The organism is Shewanella carassii (assembly GCF_019670705.1).
Classification (GTDB): domain Bacteria; phylum Pseudomonadota; class Gammaproteobacteria; order Enterobacterales; family Shewanellaceae; genus Shewanella; species Shewanella carassii.
Genome location: NZ_AP024618.1, coordinates 3,240,115 through 3,263,191 on the forward strand (window position 1 = coordinate 3,240,115; position 23,077 = coordinate 3,263,191).

Genomic DNA, 23,077 nt, shown 5'->3' on the forward strand with positions numbered 1-23,077 from the left:
TTTCGCCCTTTACAGGGCTATTACTCACAAAGCTCCTAGCGCCTCACTGAGCTTACTCACTCCTATCACCTGCATCCCCATAGGCGGCTTTTTCGGCATATTGGCCTTGGGCACAATCGCCCGGGTAAAGCCGTGCTTGGCAGCTTCGACCAAACGCTCCTGGCCATTGGGCACAGGACGTATCTCGCCGGAAAGCCCCACTTCACCAAACACCACCAGATCCCTGGGCAGAATATCACCACGGAAGCTGGAAACCATGGCCAGCAGCAGCGTTAAATCGGCGCTGGTTTCGGTCACCTTGACACCACCAACCACGTTGACGAATACATCCTGATCCGACATCTGTAAGCCGCCATGGCGGTGCATTACCGCCAGCAACATAGCCAAACGGTTGGCATCCATCCCCACAGCGACCCGCCGCGGATGCGACAGTGCCGAGCTGTCTACCAACACCTGCAGTTCCACCAGCAAAGGCCGGGTGCCCTCCCAAACCACCATCACCAACGAGCCGGAGGCGGCTTCATCGGCACGAGACAGGAATATCGCCGATGGATTGGCCACTTCCTTGAGTCCCCGCTCCGTCATGGCGAACACTCCCAGCTCATTGATGGCACCGAAGCGGTTCTTGTGGGAGCGCAGGGTACGGTAGCGGCTATCGCTGTCCCCTTCAAACATCACAGAGCAATCTATGCAGTGCTCCAGCACCTTGGGACCGGCCAGGGAGCCGTCTTTAGTGACATGACCCACCATGATGATGGCAATGCCATTTTGCTTGGCAAAACGGGTCAAAAAGGCGGCAGATTCCCGAACCTGAGCCACGCTGCCGGGGGAGGACTGCACATCGCTGATATGCATCACCTGAATCGAGTCTATCACTATGACCTTGGGCTTTTCCCGCAGTGCCACAGTACAGATAGTCTCGACACTGGTCTCGGACAACATCTTCAAACGTCCGGTGGGCAGCCCCAAACGGTGGGCTCGCATCGCCACTTGCTGCAAAGATTCCTCGCCGGTGACATAGAGAGCCGGCATGGTTTCGGCCAGTTGACACAGGGTCTGCAACAACAGGGTACTCTTACCGGCACCCGGATGTCCGCCAATCAGAATGGCGCTGCCAGCGACTATGCCACCGCCGAGCACACGGTCGAATTCGACAAAACTGCTGGGGATCCGTGGCACTTCGTTGAGATCTATCTGATCCAGCGTCTGGATCTCACTGGCACCGGCACCGGCATAACCGCTGAACTGGCCGCCCCGGGATGGCGTAGCCGCCCCCAACCTGACTTCGGTAATGGTATTCCATTCATGACAGGCACTGCACTGTCCCTGCCAACGGGGAAAGTCCTGACCACATTCGTTGCACACGTATGCTGTTTTATTCTTCGCCATCTGAATTCAAACTTGTGTAAAATCTGTAATAGTTAATTAAAATAATTGCACTTTCAAAGTGATACTTTCAGCGTGATAATCCCGAATTGGGTTCAAGCTTCCCAAAAGCGGGCCGACATAAGACTAACAGTCAGCACAAGAATAAGCACCCATTTAAAGAGCGAGTCCATGAGCCCAGATCACCATAGCGCCCTGATTGAACAACTCAAGCCCCTGATGATGGAGCCGGACTTCAACGAGCTCTTCTTGCAGCTCACCGCCGAAGAGTCCAACTCGACCCGCTTTCTGTTGAAAATGGAGATCCAGCGCCTAGCCTCCTCCTGCCTGAGGATCATTGACCTCAGAGACAAGTCGGAACTGCCCTGCCAAGAGTATCTTTTTGCCGACCAACGCCATTATCTCGATGCCCCGGCCAAAGAGGCCTTCGATGCCGCCTTGGCGCTGTACCGCGGCCAGTACACCATGGGAGTGTACGAGCAGGTGATGAAAACGCATCATCTGCGGCGCCAGCGGCTCAAGCAAGCGCCTCGCGGTCAAGAAGATCAAGACAATCCCTATCAGGTACCCGGAATCGTCCTGGGGCGCTACTTCAACCGTAGCGAAGAGCGGATGAACTACAGTATCAGAATTGCGGTTTCCCAACCCGGCAGAGAGGAAATACGCGGCAATACTGCAGATCTCTCGGTGGGTGGTGCCAGAGTGCGCCTGCCCGCCAGACACAACTTAGATCTTAACCGGCCGCTAAGGGTCAAGCTGCTGGATCTCAGCGATGAATATTATTACCGGGATCTGCAACTCGGAGTCGATTACCAGATAGTCGATGCCCAGACAGAGCAAGACGCCTGCTGGATGCGACTCAAACGCATCGGCGGCAGTGAACAACTCTCCGAGCTGCTCGCCAACCTGATCCGTGGTTATAAGTTCCGTTACAAGGTGGATGTCAATGATGTGCTGGTAACAGCCACAGGATTAGGGTTCGAGCGCCATTATCTGGCGCATCTGCCTCATCTGCCGCTGTTTATCGAGCGGGACAGCCAGGGAACCCCAAGCATTGGCGCACTGCTGCTGAGTCGAGACAATCAGGCACTGCTGCACGATTTTCTCGATGAAGCCGATATCAACCAATTGCCGGGACTCTTGACCTCAAAGAGACTGGCGGCCATGCTCGCCGAGCCGGACAACGCCGAGCACAGATTGCTGTTCAGCTTTACTTACAATGCCCGTGGTCAGCTGTACTTTTATTCGGCCAGTCTCAGCGAGCTGAAAAAAAGCCGCCTGCAACCTCTATTTTTGGGTTTTGGTGCCACCAAGGGCAGCTGGAAGGTGATTCAGGTGAGCCTGGATGCCATAGACCACCAGGGTTCCTACAAGGCCTCCATGCTCCCGGGGGATGACAGCAACTATTCGGCGCTGACAGAGCAACAGCTGCAAAAATACAGCCACATACTGCAACTGATGGATGTGACCGACGAGCAGGCAGCCGAGGAGTATCGCCGCTGGCCATTCAAGATGGATGTCAATGAACTCAAGCGTTTTGGCCAAGCCAAAATCACCACCAACAGTATCCGGCTGGTGTCTTTGTATTTTAGCGAAAGGCGCCAGGAGGCCAGGTTCTCCTTTAAGACCCTGGTTAATATCAGTCAGGGCAAACAGCAGTACACAGGATTCACCCATGATATTTCCAGTCGCGGCCTGCAGCTGAATCTGGATGACAACGCCAGTCTTAACCCCAAAGAGCCGCTGTTGCTGAGCTTTCCCAAGCTGCAGGAACTGGCGCCCAAGGCAAAATTGCAGGCGCTGCCCTACCGCTTGGTACGTAGCCGCAAAAACGGCGTCACTCTGCATCTGGCCGCGGTGATGGGCCACACACCTCACCCGGGCGTGGAGTTTTTGCGCAGACTGATAGAGCAAAACCGCAAGAAACTTCAGCAATTGACCGAAGATAACGCTGAGGTCAAAGAGCTGGCAGAGGGAATGAAAAATCTCTTGATGCGCAAACTGCACTCAGTGCCTTTCCTGTTGGAAAAAACGGCCAAGTCTTTTTGCATCTCGGCGCTAGGGGTCGGTGTAGAGCCCAACGCCACCAGTGATTTATTCGCTAATAGCAGCACAGAGCAGCTGCAATTCAATCTCGAACCTTTACTGCAAGACGGCCGACTGAAGCGCGACTTTATCGGCCCGATACGGGCGATGAAGCCGCAAATGGCCATGGACAGCTTCGAGGTCTTTGTGCAATTGGTGGGACAATCCAGTGGCCAATTGCGGCTGCGCTGTATTCCTCGAGACGAACTGGCGGGACGTCAGGCTCAAATAGATTTTATTCGTCAGGCGCAATCGCTTGGCCGTTTTATGGCATTGAAAGTCTATCGCGGCGCCGCCGGCAAACCGGATCTGGGTTATATTCGCCGCGAGTTGGAATATATAGGTGTCCATGCCAAGCACAAGGCCAAGAAGCTCGAAGAGATGCTATGGCGAGTGGTCGGCGTTGGCGAGTTTCTGGAGATCAGCAACGAAGTCTTGCTGCGCTACCAGGAACTGAACCCTGAGGCTCAGCCACTGACGCTGGAAAGTTCAAACCCCTGATACCAGGCGAGCACCTTGTTGAAGTGATCGTTTGGTGCATCCACATGGGTCAGCATATCCGCATGACCATAGTCGTGGCGGTTGCCATTTTCCCGTGACAGCAGGGTAAAACGGCTATCCTGTAAACCGCATTCGGCCATCATATCCAACACATCTTCCGGGTTGCCGAGTACAGTGTCATTCTGCCCGGCGATAAACCAACTCTTGGGCCAAGTGGCCCGGGCGGCAGCCCGGCCATAGTCGAAACCATCGTCGTGATCTATCCAATCACCGCGTACCCAATCTATGCTCTGCTGCAGCGAGGCCTGGCTCTCGTTATCCATGCCCATGCGCCACTTGTCGGCCGCAAGATAACCGTGACTGGCGGCAATCCCAGGAGCCAGGCGGTTCCAAACAAGATCCACCATCAACCATTTTTTCAATGACCTGACTCTTATGGTGCGCTTGCTGCCAAAGGTTAGCAGTGATGCCACCGAGGCTTGCAGTTCAGGAAACCGGGCCAAAGCGCTGGCCATCAGCACCCCGCCCCAGGAATGGGCGCACCAATGCAGCTTGTCCAAGGACTCGGCTTCGAGCAGATATTGCTGCACTAGGGGCAGCTGTTCACGGATAACCTCGCCTTGTCCAAGCTCAAACCCACGCGCCAGCTTAGGCGTGCTGAGGCCACGACCTGCACTATCCATTACATAGACGGTAAAGCCCGCCTGAGCCAGAAACGGCGCCAGACCTCGACCTCTGCTGCTATAAAATACCCGGCCGTTGGACATGGCACCATGCAACATCAAAATCGGGATCTGATGCCGAAAACCGGCAGCGGGAGAAATTTTTCGAAGGTGCAGCTCACCATCGCGATAAGGCAGAAAGATTGATTGCTGTACAGTTTCCATGAATTGTGTCATCACCGGGTTATAAAGCAGAAGCTAATAAAACCCGGTCATAAAAACAAGAGCAATCACTCTAGTTCTAACGGTTGACGCTTCAGCGCCCTTGCAGCAAGAAAGGTAATGCCTGCAGGCCTAGCTTATTGATCTTCGCCGCAGCCGCCGCAGCCAGCTTAGGTTTGGCATGATAGGCGATACCAAAATCGGCCGCCTGCACCATGGGGATGTCGTTGGCGCCATCGCCTATGGCCAGCCTTTGCCCGGCAGTTATCTGCCACTGCTCGGCACATTTTGTCACCACATCGGCCTTGAAGGAGGCATCCACCACCTGACCGCGAACCTCACCGAGCAACTTGCCATCGCTTATTACCAGTTCATTGGCAAAGGCGGCATCCAACCCAAGCAACTGCTGTAGATGACCAACAAAAGGGGTAAAACCACCTGAGGCTACCACAGTGCGCCAGCCATGGAACTTGAGTTCGGCTACCATGCTCTCAAGCCCTGGACTCAGGGGCAAGCGGGCACAGAGATCATCAATAATACTTTGGTCGGCGCCCTTGAGCTTGGCCACCCTCTGGCGCAGGCTCTGCTCGAAATCCAGCTCCCCCTGCATCGCCCGTTCGGTCACTTGTGCCACCTCGGCGCCCACGCCGGCAGCGGCCGCCAATTCATCGATACACTCAATGGTAATCGCGGTCGAGTCCATATCCATCACCAACAGGCCTGGAGTCGAAAGCTGCGGTAAATTCGCTGTCGCGGCTATGGGCAGGTAATCCAGCTCGCCAATTGACTCAAGACGTTGCAACATGGCTTGACAGGGGCTAGTTTCGAGCTGCACCTCGAGCCCATACAAAGGTTGCCTACGCTGCAAAATCGCCACCGCCCTCGGTGCCAACTCGGGAAGCAAGTCGGCAACAGCCGCCGCGGCCTTTTCACTGAAGATCAGCCGCAGTCGCTCGGCTTGGGTATGCTGTCCTTCCTTGAAAGCCGGCCAGGTGTGCTGCTGCAGACTCAAGGTATAGACGCCATCCTGACGCTGACTGGCCAACAGGGGAAAAGGTAAGACTGACTCCATGGTCACTGCTCTCCGGCTATCGGGCATACCCATAATCCATTATGATTAGGGAAACACCGAATTTGATTAAGGGACAAAGTGTTATTGTTCAAGGGCCTCAAAAAAAGCCAGAAGATCAGCAGACTGCTGCAGATCGCCATAGCCGTCACTCTGCTGGTCGGCCTGGTCCAGCTGTGGCAGACAAGCCTACTACAAGGGCAACGGCTTCTGAAGACCCAAACCCAAAAGATGGCCAGATTATTGGTGCAACAGACTGCCTATGGGGCCGCCCCGGCGCTGCAGCTGCAAAATGATGAGCAGTTGCAGTGGCTGGCCAGCGCCCTGGTGGAAGATCCCAAGGTGATGGCGGCCACTATCTACAGCGAGGATGGCCAGCGACTATCGTTTGCCCAGGATGTCAGCCCAGAGCGACTGGAACCGGATTCCCCGGAATTGGATGATCTGCTGGTCCCCTACCCTCCGTATGTCGAGCCGGTGATCCAGCAAGGTAAAAACCTGGGCTTTGTCGAAGTCAGGTTGGATCCCAAGCTGTTTTTCAATGAGATCCAGGAAGCCCACGAGCTGAATATGGAGCAGCAGCAACTGATGTTGATAGTCGCAGGCTTTATCGGCCTATTGCTGTCGCGGGCCTTGTCGTTCAAGCGTGCCGACTTTGACCGCCGCCGTACCCGGGTCAAACGCAGGCGTAAAAAGCTTAAACAGCAGGAAAAAGCAACCGCCAAGGAAGCCGCGGATATTGAACCTAATGCCACCGAAAGCCAAGATTCAGCCCCGGATACCGGCGGTTCCCAGACCGAGCTTAATGCTGAATCCAACACCAATACCTCTCCCAAACAGGCAGAAAAGCCTGCCAAAGCCATGGCCATAAAGGCTGCCAGGCCAAAGCACTCGGAGGTAAACACTGAATCTGGGATTGACAATAAAACAGGGGAAAAAGTCCAAACAGAAACAGGCGCTGAAACTTCAGCGGCCCCAATTGACCCAAGTAACCAAAGAGACCAAAGTAACCAAGGCGAAGCCAAGCAAACCAACGATAGCTTGATCCCGGATCCTGTCGATGCAGACGATCCCCGCGGTAAACGGCCCTGGCCAGGAGTTGCTCCGAAGCGGGAGCCAGTAAGTACAGAAAAGAACAAGCAACCAGAGAACTAGCATAAGTTGCAGAGCCGCGCTCTAGGAATAAGTGAAAAGGCTTAAAAACAATAAGGGCTCCCGAGGGAGCCCTTATGATGTCAGTTGGTTACCGGATTACAGGGTAATCGCGGCGTCCAGCGTCATGACGATCATATCGTTGAAAGTGGTTTGACGCTCATCAGAGCTGGTCTTCTCACCGGTACGGATATGGTCGGAAACAGTTACCACGCAAAGAGCGCGGGCACCGAATTCATGGGCAACACCGTAGAGACCGGCAGCTTCCATTTCCACACCCAGTACCCCCATCTTTTCCATCACGTCGAACATTTCAGGATCCGGAGTGTAGAAGAGATCGGCAGAGAACACGTTACCTACACGAATTTTGGTACCGTGAGCCTTGGCTGAATCAACCACGGCGCTCATCAGCTCATAGTTGGCGATGGCAGCAAAGTCCTGGCCTTTGAAACGTAGGCGGTTCACCTGCGAGTCGGTGCAGGCGCCCATGCCGATGATCACATCGCGCACTTTAACGTCAGTACTGATTGCACCACAGGTGCCTACACGGATCAGGTTCTTGACGCCATAGTCCTTGATAAGCTCTGTGGCATAAATGGAGCAGGAAGGGATACCCATGCCTGAACCCATCACAGAGATACGCTTGCCTTTGTAAGTACCGGTAAAACCAAGCATGTTACGTACGTCGGTAACCTGCTCTACGTTTTCTAGAAAAGTTTCGGCGATGTACTTGGCCCGCAGAGGATCGCCTGGGAAAAGTACGGTTTCAGCGAATGCGCCGTCAACTGCATTAATATGTGGTGTTGCCATCGAAATAACCCCGTTAGTTTTATAGAGACTCAAGTCTGTTTATTAAAGACGACTCCGGCGAGGGAGCCAAATCTTGTCAGCGAATAAATGATTCGCCGTATTCCATTGGTTCCAGCTTAAAATAGCTGGCAATGGATTGGCCGATATCGGCAAAACTCTTGCGACGCCCCAACGAGCCGGCACTCAAACCTGCGCCATAGGCCAGAACCGGCACATGTTCGCGGGTATGATCTGTGCCTTCCCAGGTAGGATCGCAACCATGGTCTGCGGTCAGGATAAGCAAGTCATCCTTATTCAGCAGTGCCAGGATTTCAGGCAATCTTGCATCGAAGTATTCCAGTCCCCGAGCATAACCTGCCACGTCACGGCGGTGGCCATAGTGGGAATCGAAATCCACGAAATTGGTGAAGACTATGGTGTTGTCACCGGCAGCCTTGACCTGCTCCAGTGTAGCATCAAACAAGGCTTCCAGGCCCGAGGCCTTAACCTTGCTGGTGATACCGCAGTGGGCATAAATATCGGAAATTTTACCGACACTGACCACTTGGCCGCCGGCGGCTTTGAGCTTATCCAGCACAGTTTTCGCCGGTGGCTCTACCGCATAGTCACGGCGATTACCGGTGCGGGCAAAATCGGCGGCGCCGCTGCCAACAAAGGGTCGCGCTATGACTCGGCCGATATTATATGGCTCAAGCTCTTCACGGGCGATTTCACACAAACGGTAGAGGTTCTCCAGGCCGAAGCTTTCTTCATGGCAGGCAATCTGGAACACAGAGTCGGCCGAGGTGTAGAAGATAGGCAGACCGGAACGCATATGCTCTTCACCCAACTCTTCCAGAATCGCAGTACCGGATGCGTGACAATTACCGAGGAAACCGCCAAGGCCGGCGCGCGCCAGGATCTTATCGGTCAACTCTTTGGGGAAAGAGTTTTGCTTGTCGCTGAAATAGCCCCAATCAAACAGCACGGGAACGCCGGCCATTTCCCAGTGACCACTGGGGGTGTCCTTGCCTGAGCTCAGCTCTTCGGCATGACCATAAGCGCCTATCAGCTCGACATCGGCGTCAAACCCTGGGGCAAACTGACCTGTACTTTCCATGGCGGCATGTGCCAACCCCAGACGGCTCAGATTGGGTAACTTCAGCGGCCCTTCACGGCCATCGTTGGCGCGGCCTTCGGCACACTCCTTGGCGATATGACCAAAGGTATCTGAACCCAGGTCACCAAACTTGGCAGCATCACCGGCTGCACCGACGCCGAAGGAATCCAGCATTAAAATAATGGTACGTTTCATACTACTTCTCCTGGAGATCGGCGGCGCGGATGGCGCGATAGATCTCCGGTGTTTTCTCTGGGGCGCTGTCGCCAATGACTATGGCTCGGCGCACCGCGGCAGCGGCTTCTTCGAAGGCGCTTTCTGACTGGGCATGCACCATTGCCAGCGGCTTGTCGGCATTGATTTCATGTCCCAGGGCACAAACTTGTGTCAGGCCGACACTGTAATCCAGGGCATCACCAGGCTTACGGCGACCACCACCCAGTGTGACCACAGCCAAGCCGAGTTCACGAGTATCCATGCTGTAAGCAAAACCTGAACGCTCGGCATATACAGGACGAATAATCTTGGCTTGGGGCAAGTATTTCTCAGGGTGTTCGACAAAATCGGCCGGGCCACCCAGTCCGCAAACCATACGGCCGAAGATCTCGGCAGCCTTGCCGTTATCCAGCACGGCGTTGAGCTTGCTGCGGGCCTCGGACTCATTGGCGGCTAAGCCTCCGAGCAGCAACATCTCACTGCAAAGTCCCATGGTGACTTCGTAGAGGCGCGGATTACGGTATTTGCCGGTAAGGAAGTTCACCGCCTCGAGCACCTCGACCGCATTCCCGGCGCAGGAGGCCAGCACCTGGTTCATATCTGTCAGCAGCGCCGTGGTCTTGGTACCTGCACCATTGGCAACCGCCACAATAGAACGAGCCAGTTCCTCGGATGCCTGATAAGTCGGCATAAAGGCTCCGCTGCCCACTTTGACATCCATCGCCAGCGCATCCAGGCTACAAGCCAGCTTCTTCGACAGAATAGAGGCGGTGATAAGCGGAATGGATTCGACAGTGGCCGTGTTGTCACGAATGGAATAGAAACGCTTGTCGGCGGGCACCAGATCGCCGGTTTGACCTATAATGGCCACACCGACCTCTTTAACCACCTTACGGAACAGTTCGCTGTCGGGCTCTGTCTGATAGCCGGGAATGGCATCAAACTTATCCAGAGTGCCACCTGTGTGGCCCAGACCACGACCGGAAATCATGGGAACATACCCGCCGCAGGCTGCCGCCATGGGGCCGAGCATCAGGCTGATAACATCGCCCACACCGCCTGTGCTGTGTTTATCTATGACGGGGCCGTCGAGCTGCAAGCTGTCCCAATTGAGCACAGTGCCGGAATCACGCATGGCCGTAGTCAACGCAATGCGTTCATCCATGCTCATGTCGTTAAAATACACCGCCATCCCGAATGCAGCTATCTGACCTTCAGACACGCTGTTATCGGTAATGCCTTTGACAAAAAACTGGATCTCTTCCTTGGAAAGCGCCATTTTCTCGCGTTTCTTACGGATTATTTCTTGTGCCAGAAACATGATACTGCCTCCTTTCTACTGTGAATCAATCTAGATAACCATCACAGTATTGGGGTTGGACGTCAAAACATGTAGTAACTTTATTACAGAAACGAATCAAGTTTTGACGCCACCAAATAGACTTAGATCACACTCTGAGGGAATTAGTATCCTTGAGTGGCTGCAGGCGCATCGGCCAAATCCAAAGTGTGTAGCAGGCTGGACAGCAGACTGGATGCACCGAAACGGAAAGTACGGGGGGACACCCAATCACTGCCCAAGATACGCTCGGCTGTACCGAGAAACTCTGCGGCTTGGGCGGCATCACGCACACCACCGGCAGGCTTGAAGCCTACTGCGGGGTTCTTTTCACTGATAACGGTCAACATGATTTCAGCCGCTTCAAGAGTGGCGTTTACCGGCACCTTGCCGGTAGAAGTCTTGATAAAGTCGGCACCAGCATCGATAGACAGCTCTGAAGCCTTGCGAATAAGCGCCGGGTCTTTCAACTCACCGGATTCGATGATCACTTTCAGCAGCACATCTTCGCCACAGGCTTCTTTACAGGCCTTTACCAACTCAAAACCAACAGTTTCGTTGCCTTCCATCAGTGCGCGATAGGGGAATACCACATCCACTTCGTCGGCACCGTAGGCTACGGCGGCGCGGGTTTCCAGTACGGCGATGGCGATGTCATCATTGCCGTGAGGGAAGTTGGTGACTGTGGCAATACGAATATCATCGGCGCCCATGGCATCCAGAGTCTTACGCGCAATGGGAATAAAGCGTGGATAGATGCAGATAGCAGCGGTATGACCAGCCGGAGTATTGGCCTTATGACACAGCTCAATCACCTTCTGATCGGTATCATCATCATTCAGAGTGGTTAGGTCCATCAGTTGGATGGCGCGCTGTGCTGCTAGTTTTAAATCGCTCATAATTGCTCTCCGAGACATAAAATCAAAGGATTAAAAATCTGTCTTGGCAGCGCCAGAGGGGCTTTTGTGGTTATTGTTATGGCCGGGCCTTCGGGCGACGCCTGCATTTAACTGCAAATCATCTTTATAGGGTATTCAACCTTGATAACGAGTATCACGACTTGAATCCTTGAAGACCGGGAAGGGGGAACTCGAGTTCCTTGCCTTGCCGCGAAAAATCCCTTTTAACGCGAGAAATCTGTCAACCTTTACATAAACAAGCTGAATCAGCTTCCGGCTATTATTGCGGGCTCAACGAGCCCAACTCACTATAGCTCAGGCTTAGGTAAAAATTAAGTCAGAGCACATAAAATGGGGCCGCCCTGAGGGCAGCCCCCATCACAACTTAGAACTTGTAGGTCACACTGAAATAGTGGCCCCAACCCGTTGTATCCAAACCACCCCAGAACTCATCGGCGAACGCTTGATTGTTCACACCATATATTCTGTTGTAGTACTTGGCACCGTAACCAACCGCGTAACGATCTGAATGCCAGTACAGCCCCAGGAACACGTTACCACCATGAGAAGAGTTATTGTTCTTACCAGTAAAGGCGTTGAAGTTGTTTGGATCAACATCCATATCGAACTGCCAATCGATATAACCTTGGAAAGACAGGAAGCTCTTGTTGTCGAAGAAGTAGAAAGGCTTGAACCAGTTCATAGAGAACTGATAACCGTTCCAATCCTTCTTATTGAAGTCATAAGTAGCGTACAGGTTCATGCCGGTTTTACCCAGCCAAGGCACCATAACGTCTGCACCGATACCCCAGAATGATACGTTAGTATCACCTTCAGTCTCTACTTTAACGTCTTTACCATCTGGGTCTTTGGCATCGTAAACGCCTGTGATAGCGCCACCGCCCCAGTTAAACAGAGTAGAGAAGTAAACTTCTTGGATAGGACCGGCTGACAGATCCCAACCAGTCATGGCGTCGATTGAGAAGCGAGGAGCGAACTTCATGAACATCTTGCTCGCGCCATCAACCTTGTCACCAGACTTGCTGTTTGCCAGGTTAAATACATCGACATAACCATACAGATCAACAATACCAGAGCGACCACCGAACTCCATTTCCAGGTAGTTATGTTCGGCATCGGAACCGGCAGCAATTGGATGCTCATCAATAGAGTACATCGCATTAAACTGCATCCACTTGTAGTCACTACCGTGCAGATCAGAACGATCGGCAGCATAGGCGTTGCCAGACATGGCTGCGACTGCAGTAGCGGCTAAAGCTAAAGTTTTAACGTTTTTCATCATCAACCCCATTCATCTTTGGTTCTCGCTACCCTCTTGGAGCAGCATTCTTTTAATTGGCGCCCGCATTCTACCTACTCCATCCAAAACCACAAGAAAGACTAAATAAAATACGAACACTAAATTTTATTATCTGAACAAAAATGCCAATTTAAGTCTGTAGTCAGAATTATCTGCACTCTTGTCCAACTCTCATTGCCTACCTTAGCGGGCATTGGAGTCAAGCAAACCTAATTTGGAAATCGATTGGATTAAATAGGAGGCCTGCAGATCCAGACCTCTATTTACTATCACCTTTACAGTGCTAGGAACAAACCGGCCAAAGTCGCACTCATCAGGTTAGCCAGAGAACCGGCAACCACAGCGCGCAGACCCAGTTTAGCCAGGTCGTGACGACGATTTGGTGCCATTGCACCCAAGCCGCCCAGCAGGATCGCGATAGAAGACAGGTTAGCGAAGCCACACAGAGCAAAAGAGACAATCGCCATTGTACGGGCTGTCATTGGCGCCTGAGTTTCAGCCACACACATAGGCAGCTCTTTAGTGACATCAGCGGCAACTGTAGTACAAGCCATAGCAGCATCATGGATGTAGGGTGCAAAGTTCATGTAAGCCACAAACTCGTTGACCACTATCTTCTGACCGATGAAAGAACCAGCAACCATGGCTTCGTTCCATGGCACACCGATAAGGTAAGCCAGCGGCATAAAGATGTAACCCAGGATCAGTTCCAGCGTCAGGTTTTCAACACCGAACCAGCCGCCGATACCACCAATGATACCGTTGAGCATGGCGATCAAACCGATGAAGGCCAGCAGCATAGCACCAACGTTCAGCGCCAGATGCATACCAGAAGATGCACCGGCTGCAGCGGCGTCAAGCACGTTGGCAGGCTTATCGGGATCGTCCGGCAGTTCATCCATGTCATTCTTGGCGGTTTCGGTCTCTGGATGCATCAGTTTGGCCATCAACAGACCACCAGGCGCCGCCATAAAGGAAGCCGCTACCAGATACTGGATCGGTACACCCATTTGCGCGTAACCAGCCAAAACAGAGCCTGCGATAGATGCCAGACCACCCACCATAATGGCAAACAGCTCAGATTGAGTCATGGTAGGAATGAAGGGACGAACCACCAGCGGCGCTTCTGTCTGACCCACGAAGATGTTGGCAGTAGCAGACATAGATTCGGTACGGCTGGTACCCAGAGCCTTCTGCAAGGCGCCGCCTATGATGCGGATAATCCACTGCATGATGCCCAGATAATAGAGCACTGCGATCAGAGAGGAGAAGAACACTATGATTGGCAGTACGTTTATTGCGAAGATAAAGCCGACTTTGAAGTTAGCCAAATCACCAAACAGGAAACCAATACCATTTTGTGCATAACCGATAACGCTGGAAACAGCATCGGATATACTTTTCAGGATATCTTTACCAACCGGCACATACAGCACAAAACCACCGAAAGCGGCCTGAATCGCCAGTGCACCACCAACCGTTCTAAGATTGATTGCCTTCTTGTTGTTTGACAACAAGAAACCAATCGCGAGTAGGGTGACCACCCCTACCAAGCTCATAAGTATATTCATTAACCATCACCCTATTGTTAACGCTTTTTAATTATGTTGTTAACCAACCTTTTTCCGAGCAAGATTATACCCGACCTCCGGGGCAAAATCGTCGTTTTGATCAAGTTTTTGAAGTTAATTTTCAAAAGTTTAGTCACACAGCCGAATGCGAGTTACACCTGTTTAATTAAAAAAAACTAAAGCTCAAACAGTTGCATCAAGTTCTGCTGCAAGTGTTCTGATATTAGAACATTAGTATTTTTCTGCAAATTTGCCAATTCGGCGATTATTTGTACCAATGTCAATGGGGTATTGCGTTTTTCCGATAGGATACTCGGCGTCATTGAGGGCGAATCTGTCTCCACTAACAGGGCATCGAGCGGTAATTTGCCAACAACATCACGCAACTTTTTTGCATTTTTATTGAGCAGCAAACCACCGATCCCCAGCTTGAAGCCAAGATCCAGATAAGCCGTGGCTATTTCGTAAGAACCATTGAACGCATGGATCACGCCCCCCCGCGGCAACGAATGTTGTTTCAACATGCCCAAGAGTTCATTGTGAGTCTTCACCGAATGCAGTATCAGCGGCAGGTTCAATGTTTCGGCCAAGGCCAACTGCCCTTCCAACACCCGGTATTGACGGTTCCAAGAGACATGCGCCGGATTGTCTTGCGCAAGTTCGGCCTTGGGTTTGTCCAAACCACACTCACCAATTCCCACCAACAGAGAGTCATTCGCGGTCGTGAGTTCAGTTTTGAGCGCAGCCAAAGAAAGATCACAATCAACAAGCGTTTGCGGGCAATACCAAGGATGTATCCCTAAGGTGAAAGGCAATTGCAGTTGGTGAGCAATCGCTTTCTGCTTTGACCAATGCTCACGGCTGACACCGGGAATAATGGCCCCACCAATACCGGCAGCCTTCATCGCGGCTATCAAGGCCAATCTGTCATGATCAAAGTCACTGAAATCCAAGTGGGCATGGGAGTCAAAGATCATGCCGCTCGCCCTCTTTTGGCCTTTCTTGACCATCAGACGTTTGTGCTCTTTTTTGCAGTGGAGGATCGCTGAGTCTCGGCATACAGCAGCGCCGATTTTCTTCAGTTAGTCCCAAACGATCACAAAAGCGTATGTAACTTTGCCAGCACTTTTGAATAAACAACATCAGAAGATCTCTCAACAACATCCCAATAAAAAAGGTGGAGCAAGCTCCACCTTTATAGTTAATGTTCCCGAGTCTTGGCAAACTCAATGTCCGGATAGCGCTCCACGGACAAATTGAGATTAACCATGGTCGGAGCAATATAAGTCAGGTTGTCACCACCATCCAACGCCAGGTTGGTGGAGCACTTACGACGGAACTCTTCTAACTTACGGGCATCATCACAGTAAACCCAACGCGCAGTTGCCACGTTGATGGCCTCATAGATGGCTTCCACGTTGTATTCCGATTTGAGTCTGGCGACTACCACCTCAAACTGCAGTACCCCAACAGCCCCTACAATCAAATCATTGGTATCCAGAGGACGGAAAACCTGCACGGCCCCTTCTTCCGAGAGTTGCACCAGACCTTTTAACAGCTGTTTCTGTTTCAGTGGATCTTTAAGGCGAATACGACGGAACATTTCTGGCGCAAAGTTGGGGATCCCGGAGAACTTCAACTCTTCCCCTTGGGTAAAAGTATCACCTATCTGAATCGTGCCATGGTTGTGCAAACCTATGATATCGCCGGCATAGGCTTCGGCGGCGCGCTCACGGTCACCGGCCATAAAGGTTACCGCATCGGAGATGCTGACAGTTTTCCCTATACGGACATGTTTCATCTTCATGCCCTGGGTGTACTTACCGGAAACGATGCGCATAAAGGCGATTCTGTCTCTGTGCTTGGGATCCATGTTCGCCTGGATCTTAAACACGAAACCGGAAAACTTCTCTTCACCGGCTTCGACCAAACGTTCAGTAGTCTGTCTTGGCATAGGCTTGGGCGCCCAGGCGGTCAAGCCATCCAGCATATGGTCGACCCCGAAGTTACCCAAGGCGGTCCCGAAGAACACAGGTGTTAGCTCGCCGCTCAGGAACAGTTCGAGATCAAATTCATTGGAGGCGCCGGTTACCAGCTCCATCTCGTCACGCAGCTGCGCGGCCAGATCGCTGCCAACGGCTTCATCCAGCTCAGGGTTATCCAACCCTTTGACTATCCGTACTTCCTGAATGGTGTGACCGTGACCGGTTTGATACAGAATGGTTTCATCGCGGTGGATATGGTAAACGCCTTTGAAAGACTTACCACAACCTATGGGCCAACTGACCGGAGCACAGAGAATATCGAGCTCGTTTTCCACTTCATCGAGCAATTCCATTGGATCGCGGATATCCCGGTCAAGTTTGTTCATGAAGGTGACGATAGGGGTATCACGCAGCCGAGTCACTTCCATCAGCTTGCGGGTTCTGTCCTCAACCCCTTTGGCGGCATCAATAACCATAAGACAGGAGTCCACCGCTGTCAGGGTACGGTAGGTATCCTCAGAGAAGTCTTCGTGGCCGGGGGTATCCAGCAGGTTAACCAGGCAGTCGTTATAGGGGAATTGCATCACAGAAGTCGTGACCGAGATCCCCCGCTCCTTTTCCATCTCCATCCAGTCAGATTTTGCATGCTGAGACGAACCACGGCCTTTTACTGTACCGGCAGATTGAATGGCGCGGCCATGAAGCAAGACTTTTTCTGTAATGGTGGTTTTACCCGCATCCGGGTGAGAAATGATGGCGAAGGTGCGGCGCTTATCCACTTCGACTTTAATACCTGACATGTTCTTCCGTACACTTATGACGCTTGAAAAAGGCGCAAATTATAGCGCCTCCCTCAGGCCTTGGCTAGGCAAGGCCTTTGATTGTCAGATAAAGGCAGATCAGTTAGCCGTCTGTTGCACGGGTTCCGGCGTTTGCTCCAGCAATGCCAGTTCCATTCTGGCATATCTGTGCTCGACAAAATCGTAGATATTGGTGGCCAGCGCCAGGCGCAGATAATCGGCCGCCTTATCTTTATTTCCCTGTTCCGCGGCCAACTTTGCGAGATAGAAATAAGCTTCACATAAACGCTCGGCATACTCTTTGGGATGAGTCAGGCCGCTCTTGGCCATGGCAAATACCTGAGACTCATCAACCGCGCCCAGATAGAAGTCAACCAACACTGTCGCCCAGGCATTGTCATCCAGACGGGTGCGGTTGAATTGCAGCCTTGCAATCGCCTCTTGAGGTGAGAGTTCATATTCGGTCAAATATAACCACAGCGCCCGGTAACCGTCGCTTTCATCCTTGAGGTAAAAGCTTTCCATATCTTTGGCGGCAAGCTCTTTGCGATCGCCATAGTAAAGCGCAATTCCGCGATTGAGAAAGGCATAATCATATTCGGGCGATAATTCAAGAACCGCATCAAACGCCTCGTAGGCGCTTTCAAACTCACCTTCCTGAGTGTAATAGATGCCAAGGAAATTATAGGCATCGGCTAAATCCGGTTGCAGTTTCAACGCTTGATGAAAATCGATGCGAGCCAAGATCCTCAAGCCAACGCTGTCGTATATAACGCCGCGATCATAATGAAAACGAGCCCGTTGCTCTGTGGTCAGTTCGGCTCTGGCCAGAATCTCGTTGAGTTTTGCCAGAGTGACTTCCAACTTATAGTCAGGCAAAACAGGGGCGACCAACAGCTCACTGTTGGTTTCAGACGCCGGCAGGGAAGCGCATCCCGAAGTCAGCAAACTGGCTCCGGCCAGTACAGAAAACACAGCGGCGCGCAGATTAAAACTCATCCAATCCTTCCTTTGTCATATCCCAATGCAGGCTCAATCATAGCAATACAGCCGTGGCTACGCTATCCGCCAACGCGGGCAAATCCAAGATAATTTAAGTGGTGGCAATAAAAAAGGAGACCCTAAGGTCTCCTTTTCTCATGCGATGAAAGCTTACTCGGCTGCTTCTGGAGCAGCTTGTTGTGCTTCCTTGATAGACAGACGTACACGGCCCTGACGATCCACTTCCATTACCTTAACGGTAACTTCCTGGTTCAGTTGCAGGTAGTCGGATACGTTGGCCACACGCTCTTCAGCGATTTGAGAGATGTGTACCAGACCATCTTTACCGGGCAGAATGTTAACGAAGGCACCGAAGTCAACGATGCGGATAACTTTACCCTTGTAGATACGACCCACTTCCACTTCAGAGGTGATCTCTTCGATGCGGCGGATAGCTTCCTTGGTGGCATCGGCATTGTTTGAAGCAATCTTCACAGTGCCGTCGTCTTCCAGCTCGATGGTAGTACCAGTCTCTTCGGTCAGTGCACGGATAGTTGCACCGCCCTTACCTATCACTTCACGGATCTTCTCAGGGTTGATCTTGATGGTAGTGATACGTGGAGCATGGTCAGAGATATCGTCACGGGCAGAGCCAATAGCCTGATCCATTACATTGAGAATATGCACACGGGCACCATAGGCTTGCTGCAGCGCAATTTCCATGATTTCCTTAGTGATACCTTCAATCTTGATATCCATCTGCAGTGCGGTCACACCATCACGGGTACCGGCCACTTTAAAGTCCATGTCACCCAGGTGATCTTCATCGCCCAGAATGTCAGACAGTACCACGAAGTCATCACCTTCTTTCACCAGACCCATGGCGATACCGGCAACAGAAGTCTTGATAGGTACACCGGCATCCATCAGCGCCAGAGAAGTACCACACACAGACGCCATAGAGCTGGAGCCGTTGGATTCAGTGATTTCAGATACTACGCGCACGCTGTATGGGAATTCTTCGGCAGAAGGCATTACTGCGTTGATACCACGCCATGCCAGCTTACCGTGACCGATTTCACGACGCTTGGGTGAACCCACCATGCCGGTTTCACCGACAGAGTATGGAGGGAAGTTATAGTGCAGCATGAAGCGGTTGGTACGCTCGCCCATGATGGAGTCAATCTTCTGCGCATCACGCTCAGTACCGAGAGTACAGGTCACCAGAGCCTGAGTTTCACCACGGGTAAACAGGGCGCTACCGTGAGTACGTGGCAGCACGCCGGCCATCACAGACAGGGCACGCACCATATCAGGCTCACGACCGTCGATACGAGGCATACCTTTGATGATGCGGCTACGAACCACTTTCTTCTCCAGGCTACCCAGCAGGCCGTCCAGCTCACGCTGATCCAGCTCAGGGTTTTCCTCGAGCAGCTTTTCGATAGCGGCTTTCTTGACTTCAACTACCGCATCGCGGCGCTCATGCTTGGCGATGATCTGATAAGCGGCAGTAAGACCTTCTTCGGCCAGCGCCTTAACCTTGGCAACCAGCTCTTCGTTGGCAACAGGAGCCGTCCAGTCCCAAGCAGGCTTACCGGCTTCGGCCTTGAGTTCATTGATGGCATTAACTACCACCTGCTGCTGCTCGTGACCGTATACCACGGCGCCCAGCATTACTTCTTCAGGCAGGGCCTTGGCTTCAGATTCCACCATGAGCACGGCGCTCTGGGTACCGGCAACAACCAGATCCAGCTCGCTGTTTTCACGCAGTTCTGCACCAGGGTTCAGCACATATTCGCCATTGATGTAACCGACACGTGCCGCACCCAGAGGACCATTGAATGGAATACCGGAAATAGCCAAAGCAGCAGAGGTACCTATCATGGCCACAATGTCTGGCTCGATCTGTGGATCAACAGAAACCACAGTGATGATCACTTGGACTTCGTTGGTGAAGCCGTCAGGGAACAGTGGACGGATAGGACGGTCAATCAGGCGGGCGATCAGTGTTTCATCTTCAGATGGTCGACCTTCACGCTTGAAGAAACCACCAGGGATCTTACCGGCTGCGTAAGTCTTTTCCTGATAGTTAACAGTCAGCGGGAAAAAGTCACGGCTTGGGTCTGCTTCTTTCTTGCCAACCACAGTCACCAGAACTGTAGTATCGCCCATGCTGGCCAGAACGGCTGCATCGGCTTGGCGTGCAATAACCCCTGTTTCCAGAGTGACTGTGTGTTGACCATACTCAAAACTTTTTACAATAGGATTCACTTGACCCATTCCTTAATTTAATAACCTTGAATTTCGCGCGTAAGTATACTGCAAACCTCTTGAATAGATAAAGAGTGCCAGATGATGACAAAGGCGCTTCTTTTTTCTAAAGTGGACTATATCAGCCACAAGTTGCGGCATTGCTACCAATTTGGACTAGCCTTGAATATAGATATCGCTCACAAAGCAGGAAGAGGCAGATGAATACTGCCAGGTTTAAATCACTCACTTGGAAGCAAACCAACCTGGTGGTTTTCACCGCGCTTTTTTTTGCCGTTGCCATTTTTATCATCGAAATAGCCATTGTGGTAAAGACTGAGAGACAATCATTACTCAGCAGTCAACAAGAGTTGCTCGATTCTGTGGAGCAGCCGGCCGCCAATGCTGTCTGGGCGCTGGATGATAATCTGGCCCGGCAAACCCTTGAAGGGGTGATGAAGGTAGAACATGTCGGCTCGGCCAAGATCACTTTGGATGATAACTCCCTATTCGTTAATCTCGGCAGCGGTCTTCCCGAACACTCAGATACATTCGGAGATATCAGTCTCAAACTGTTTGGCGATCTTAAACAGATCTCAAGACCTTTGCTGAGACCCTTCTATTTTGAAGGCGCGCAAAAGGAGCAACTGATAGGCACGCTCACCATCAACTATGATACTCGGGAGCTAACCCAAAGCCTGATCAGACAACTGCAATTCAGTTTTACGGCAACCTTGGCCAGAGCGCTATTTCTGACTCTGGTGCTGTCCATAGTGTTCCACCGTTTCCTGACTCAGCCCATCGCCCGGATCAGTGAAGCGATAGACAAGATTGACCCGGAATCTCCGGATGAAAACATGCTGCCGGTGTCGGCCAATCACAAAGATGATGAATTGGGGCTGGTGACTTCCAAGTTCAACCAGATCCTCAAGCAGTTCAGCAAGACTCAAGGTAAGCTGCGCAAAATGGCGACCCGGGATCCGCTCACCGGCCTACCTAACCGTACCTTACTGCTGGAAACCATAGCCGTTACCATTCAACGCGCCCGGGTACATAAACGCAACTTCAGTCTGTTGTTTATTGACCTCGATAGATTCAAAAACGTCAACGACTCACTGGGGCATGCGGTGGGCGATCAGTTTCTGGCAAGGATAGCCCGTATCTTGGAGCGGGTTGTTGGGGACAAGGGCACTGTGGCCCGCCTCGGCGGTGATGAGTTTGTGATCCTGGCCGATGAAATTCAATCACCAACCCAAGCCGCCGACTTTGTCGACAAACTGTTGATCCAACTCAATACCCCGGTGCAGCTCAATGAACATGCCATTCATCCGGCGGCATCCATAGGTATTTCCATTTATCCGGAAGATGGTCTGAGCGCCGAAGACCTTATTCGTCACGCCGATATCGCCATGTACAGCGCCAAGGCCGCAGGCTCCAACCAATGGGCCTTCTTCAAGCAGCAGATGACAGAGCGGGCGGCGGTGAGGCTGCGCACCGAGGCCTCGCTGCACGACGCCATTCGTAACAACGAATTCCTGCTGCACTTTCAACCTAAGGTCAATATCGAAACCGGCGAATTAGTGGGATGCGAGGCGCTGATCCGCTGGCAAAAAGATGGTCGTCTGATAAGCCCCATGTCGTTTATTCCGGTAGCGGAAGAAACCGGGATCATCATCCCTATCGGTCGTTGGGTCATAGAACAAAGCTGTAGAGTGCTACGACGTTGGCAAAAGCACTACAACTTTAGCACCATTATTGCCGTCAATGTTGCCTCGCAACAGTTTGCCGATGCTAGCCTGGTACCGGATATCAAACAGATGGCGCTGCGCTATCAAATAAAGCCTGAATTACTGGAAGTGGAGATCACCGAGACCTCACTGATGAATGATATTGAACTGGCAATCAGCAAACTAGAGCAGCTTAAATCGGCAGGATTCGGTATTGCCGTCGATGACTTCGGCACGGGTTACTCGTCCCTCTCTTACCTAAGACACCTACCAATCACCACCATGAAGATTGACCGCTGTTTTGTAACCGATCTGCCGCAAGAGAGCGCAATAGCCTCCACTATTTTGATGTTGGGGCGGCAATTGGATCTGAAAATTGTCGCCGAAGGCATTGAGAACGAGCAGCAACTGGAGTGGTTAAAGCAAAACCACTGCGCCATAGGCCAAGGCTTCTATTTCAGTCAACCTCTGCCACTGGAAGAATTTGAAGCCAAGTATATCGTCCCCCATAACGCCAGGATCCTCGATCTCGATGGTCAGTTAAGCTAAATGGTTACTAAGGATGGCACACCGGGGGGAAGTCTCTCATAGCTTAATCGCCTTAGAACAGACACAAAAAAAGGAGGCCAAGGCCTCCTCTTCTTTGGGTACAGTTCGCGATTAGCGACGCAGACCCAGCTTCTGGATCAGAGCAGTATAACGAGCAACGTCGGTACGCTTCAGGTAAGCCAGCAGCTTACGACGAGAGCTAACCATACGCAGCAGACCACGACGAGAGTGGTGATCGTGAGTGTGCTCTTTGAAGTGGCCTTGCAGGTGGTTGATCTGAGCAGTCAACAGTGCAACCTGAACTTCAGTAGAACCTGTGTCGTTTTCACCACGGCCGAATTCAGCCAGGATTTTCGCTTTCGCTTCAGTACTTAGTGACATGTGTCTCTCCAAAATAGTCTTGATAGTTTCCCCAGCCGATCACTAACTCAGCCAAAGGGCGCGACATAA

General features: G+C 52.0%; 17 protein-coding genes. 3 read left to right on the forward strand and 14 right to left on the reverse strand.

Annotation, left to right across the window (positions count from 1 at the left end):
* Positions 1–24: 24 nt before the first annotated feature.
* A complete protein-coding gene (gene radA / locus K5621_RS14690) occupies positions 25–1,389 on the reverse strand; it encodes a DNA repair protein RadA (protein WP_100144277.1) in 1,365 nt (454 codons plus the stop codon).
* A 168-nt stretch (positions 1,390–1,557) separates the two neighbouring features.
* Between radA and K5621_RS14695 the strand changes: the two genes are divergently transcribed.
* Positions 1,558–3,972 carry a PilZ domain-containing protein gene (locus K5621_RS14695; protein WP_221049615.1) on the forward strand — a complete coding sequence of 805 codons (2,415 nt, stop codon included), beginning with the start codon at positions 1,558–1,560 and terminating at the stop codon, positions 3,970–3,972.
* Here K5621_RS14695 and K5621_RS14700 read toward each other — a convergent pair.
* The gene (locus tag K5621_RS14700; RefSeq protein ID WP_221049616.1) at positions 3,939–4,859 is read right to left on the reverse strand and encodes an alpha/beta fold hydrolase; all 921 of its coding nucleotides are present in this window, start codon (positions 4,857–4,859) and stop codon (positions 3,939–3,941) included. The two genes, K5621_RS14695 and K5621_RS14700, sit on opposite strands and share 34 nt — an antisense overlap.
* 91 nt (positions 4,860–4,950) lie before the next feature.
* Positions 4,951–5,928, reverse strand: coding sequence for a phosphoserine phosphatase SerB (serB, locus tag K5621_RS14705; RefSeq protein WP_221049617.1), 978 nt, complete (start codon positions 5,926–5,928; stop codon positions 4,951–4,953).
* 78 nt (positions 5,929–6,006) lie between these two features.
* Between serB and K5621_RS14710 the strand changes: the two genes are divergently transcribed.
* Positions 6,007–7,080 (forward strand): YtjB family periplasmic protein, encoded by a 1,074-nt coding sequence (locus K5621_RS14710; RefSeq protein WP_221049618.1) that lies wholly within the window; start codon positions 6,007–6,009, stop codon positions 7,078–7,080.
* Positions 7,081–7,176: 96 nt separating this feature from the next.
* Here the strand turns inward: K5621_RS14710 and deoD are convergent, their stop codons facing one another.
* The 10 genes from deoD to pnp all read right to left on the reverse strand — a co-directional run bounded on the left by deoD (position 7,177) and on the right by pnp (position 20,372).
* Complete coding sequence (gene deoD, locus K5621_RS14715) at positions 7,177–7,887, reverse strand: purine-nucleoside phosphorylase (RefSeq protein ID WP_039033651.1); 711 nt, start codon at positions 7,885–7,887, stop codon at positions 7,177–7,179.
* Positions 7,888–7,963: 76 nt separating this feature from the next.
* Positions 7,964–9,181: a phosphopentomutase gene (locus K5621_RS14720; RefSeq protein ID WP_044733933.1), complete on the reverse strand. Its 1,218-nt coding sequence runs from the start codon at positions 9,179–9,181 to the stop codon at positions 7,964–7,966.
* 1 nt (position 9,182) lies between these two features.
* On the reverse strand, positions 9,183–10,523 hold the full coding sequence (gene deoA / locus K5621_RS14725) for a thymidine phosphorylase (protein WP_221049619.1): 1,341 nt from the start codon (positions 10,521–10,523) through the stop codon (positions 9,183–9,185).
* Positions 10,524–10,666: 143 nt separating this feature from the next.
* Positions 10,667–11,440: a deoxyribose-phosphate aldolase gene (gene deoC, locus K5621_RS14730; protein ID WP_221049620.1), complete on the reverse strand. Its 774-nt coding sequence runs from the start codon at positions 11,438–11,440 to the stop codon at positions 10,667–10,669.
* 385 nt (positions 11,441–11,825) lie between these two features.
* Complete coding sequence (locus tag K5621_RS14735; protein WP_221051210.1) at positions 11,826–12,740, reverse strand: nucleoside-specific channel-forming Tsx family protein; 915 nt, start codon at positions 12,738–12,740, stop codon at positions 11,826–11,828.
* A gap of 296 nt (positions 12,741–13,036) precedes the next feature.
* Complete coding sequence (locus K5621_RS14740; protein WP_100144262.1) at positions 13,037–14,332, reverse strand: NupC/NupG family nucleoside CNT transporter; 1,296 nt, start codon at positions 14,330–14,332, stop codon at positions 13,037–13,039.
* Positions 14,333–14,508: 176 nt separating this feature from the next.
* Positions 14,509–15,306 (reverse strand): TatD family hydrolase, encoded by a 798-nt coding sequence (locus K5621_RS14745; protein ID WP_167387676.1) that lies wholly within the window; start codon positions 15,304–15,306, stop codon positions 14,509–14,511.
* A 227-nt stretch (positions 15,307–15,533) separates the two neighbouring features.
* A complete protein-coding gene (prfC, locus tag K5621_RS14750) occupies positions 15,534–17,117 on the reverse strand; it encodes a peptide chain release factor 3 (protein WP_221049621.1) in 1,584 nt (527 codons plus the stop codon).
* Positions 17,118–17,216: 99 nt separating this feature from the next.
* On the reverse strand, positions 17,217–18,116 hold the full coding sequence (nlpI, locus tag K5621_RS14755; RefSeq protein WP_221049622.1) for a lipoprotein NlpI: 900 nt from the start codon (positions 18,114–18,116) through the stop codon (positions 17,217–17,219).
* A gap of 153 nt (positions 18,117–18,269) precedes the next feature.
* Positions 18,270–20,372 (reverse strand): polyribonucleotide nucleotidyltransferase, encoded by a 2,103-nt coding sequence (gene pnp, locus K5621_RS14760; RefSeq protein ID WP_071238059.1) that lies wholly within the window; start codon positions 20,370–20,372, stop codon positions 18,270–18,272.
* Positions 20,373–20,572: 200 nt separating this feature from the next.
* Here pnp and K5621_RS14765 point away from each other — a divergent pair, with 200 nt between their 5' ends.
* Entirely contained in the window at positions 20,573–22,627 is a 2,055-nt protein-coding gene (locus tag K5621_RS14765; RefSeq protein WP_221049623.1) for a putative bifunctional diguanylate cyclase/phosphodiesterase, read from the forward strand.
* A gap of 111 nt (positions 22,628–22,738) precedes the next feature.
* Here the strand turns inward: K5621_RS14765 and rpsO are convergent, their stop codons facing one another.
* Positions 22,739–23,008, reverse strand: coding sequence for a 30S ribosomal protein S15 (gene rpsO / locus K5621_RS14770; protein ID WP_100144250.1), 270 nt, complete (start codon positions 23,006–23,008; stop codon positions 22,739–22,741).
* Between the last annotated feature and the right edge of the window lie 69 nt (positions 23,009–23,077).

Excerpts from the sequence above, each read along its gene's own strand:
- K5621_RS14765 (WP_221049623.1), top strand. The coding sequence starts at position 20,573 with ATGAATACTGCCAGGTTTAAATCACTCACTTGGAAGCAAACCAACCTG.
- deoA (WP_221049619.1), bottom strand. The coding sequence starts at position 10,523 with ATGTTTCTGGCACAAGAAATAATCCGTAAGAAACGCGAGAAAATGGCG.
- K5621_RS14740 (WP_100144262.1), bottom strand. The coding sequence starts at position 14,332 with ATGAATATACTTATGAGCTTGGTAGGGGTGGTCACCCTACTCGCGATT.
- deoC (WP_221049620.1), bottom strand. The coding sequence starts at position 11,440 with ATGAGCGATTTAAAACTAGCAGCACAGCGCGCCATCCAACTGATGGAC.
- serB (WP_221049617.1), bottom strand. The coding sequence starts at position 5,928 with ATGGAGTCAGTCTTACCTTTTCCCCTGTTGGCCAGTCAGCGTCAGGAT.
- nlpI (WP_221049622.1), bottom strand. The coding sequence starts at position 18,116 with ATGAGTTTTAATCTGCGCGCCGCTGTGTTTTCTGTACTGGCCGGAGCC.
- K5621_RS14720 (WP_044733933.1), bottom strand. The coding sequence starts at position 9,181 with ATGAAACGTACCATTATTTTAATGCTGGATTCCTTCGGCGTCGGTGCA.
- K5621_RS14700 (WP_221049616.1), bottom strand. The coding sequence starts at position 4,859 with ATGGAAACTGTACAGCAATCAATCTTTCTGCCTTATCGCGATGGTGAG.
- radA (WP_100144277.1), bottom strand. The coding sequence starts at position 1,389 with ATGGCGAAGAATAAAACAGCATACGTGTGCAACGAATGTGGTCAGGAC.
- deoD (WP_039033651.1), bottom strand. The coding sequence starts at position 7,887 with ATGGCAACACCACATATTAATGCAGTTGACGGCGCATTCGCTGAAACC.
- K5621_RS14695 (WP_221049615.1), top strand. The coding sequence starts at position 1,558 with ATGAGCCCAGATCACCATAGCGCCCTGATTGAACAACTCAAGCCCCTG.
- K5621_RS14735 (WP_221051210.1), bottom strand. The coding sequence starts at position 12,740 with ATGAAAAACGTTAAAACTTTAGCTTTAGCCGCTACTGCAGTCGCAGCC.
- prfC (WP_221049621.1), bottom strand. The coding sequence starts at position 17,117 with ATGTCAGGTATTAAAGTCGAAGTGGATAAGCGCCGCACCTTCGCCATC.
- rpsO (WP_100144250.1), bottom strand. The coding sequence starts at position 23,008 with ATGTCACTAAGTACTGAAGCGAAAGCGAAAATCCTGGCTGAATTCGGC.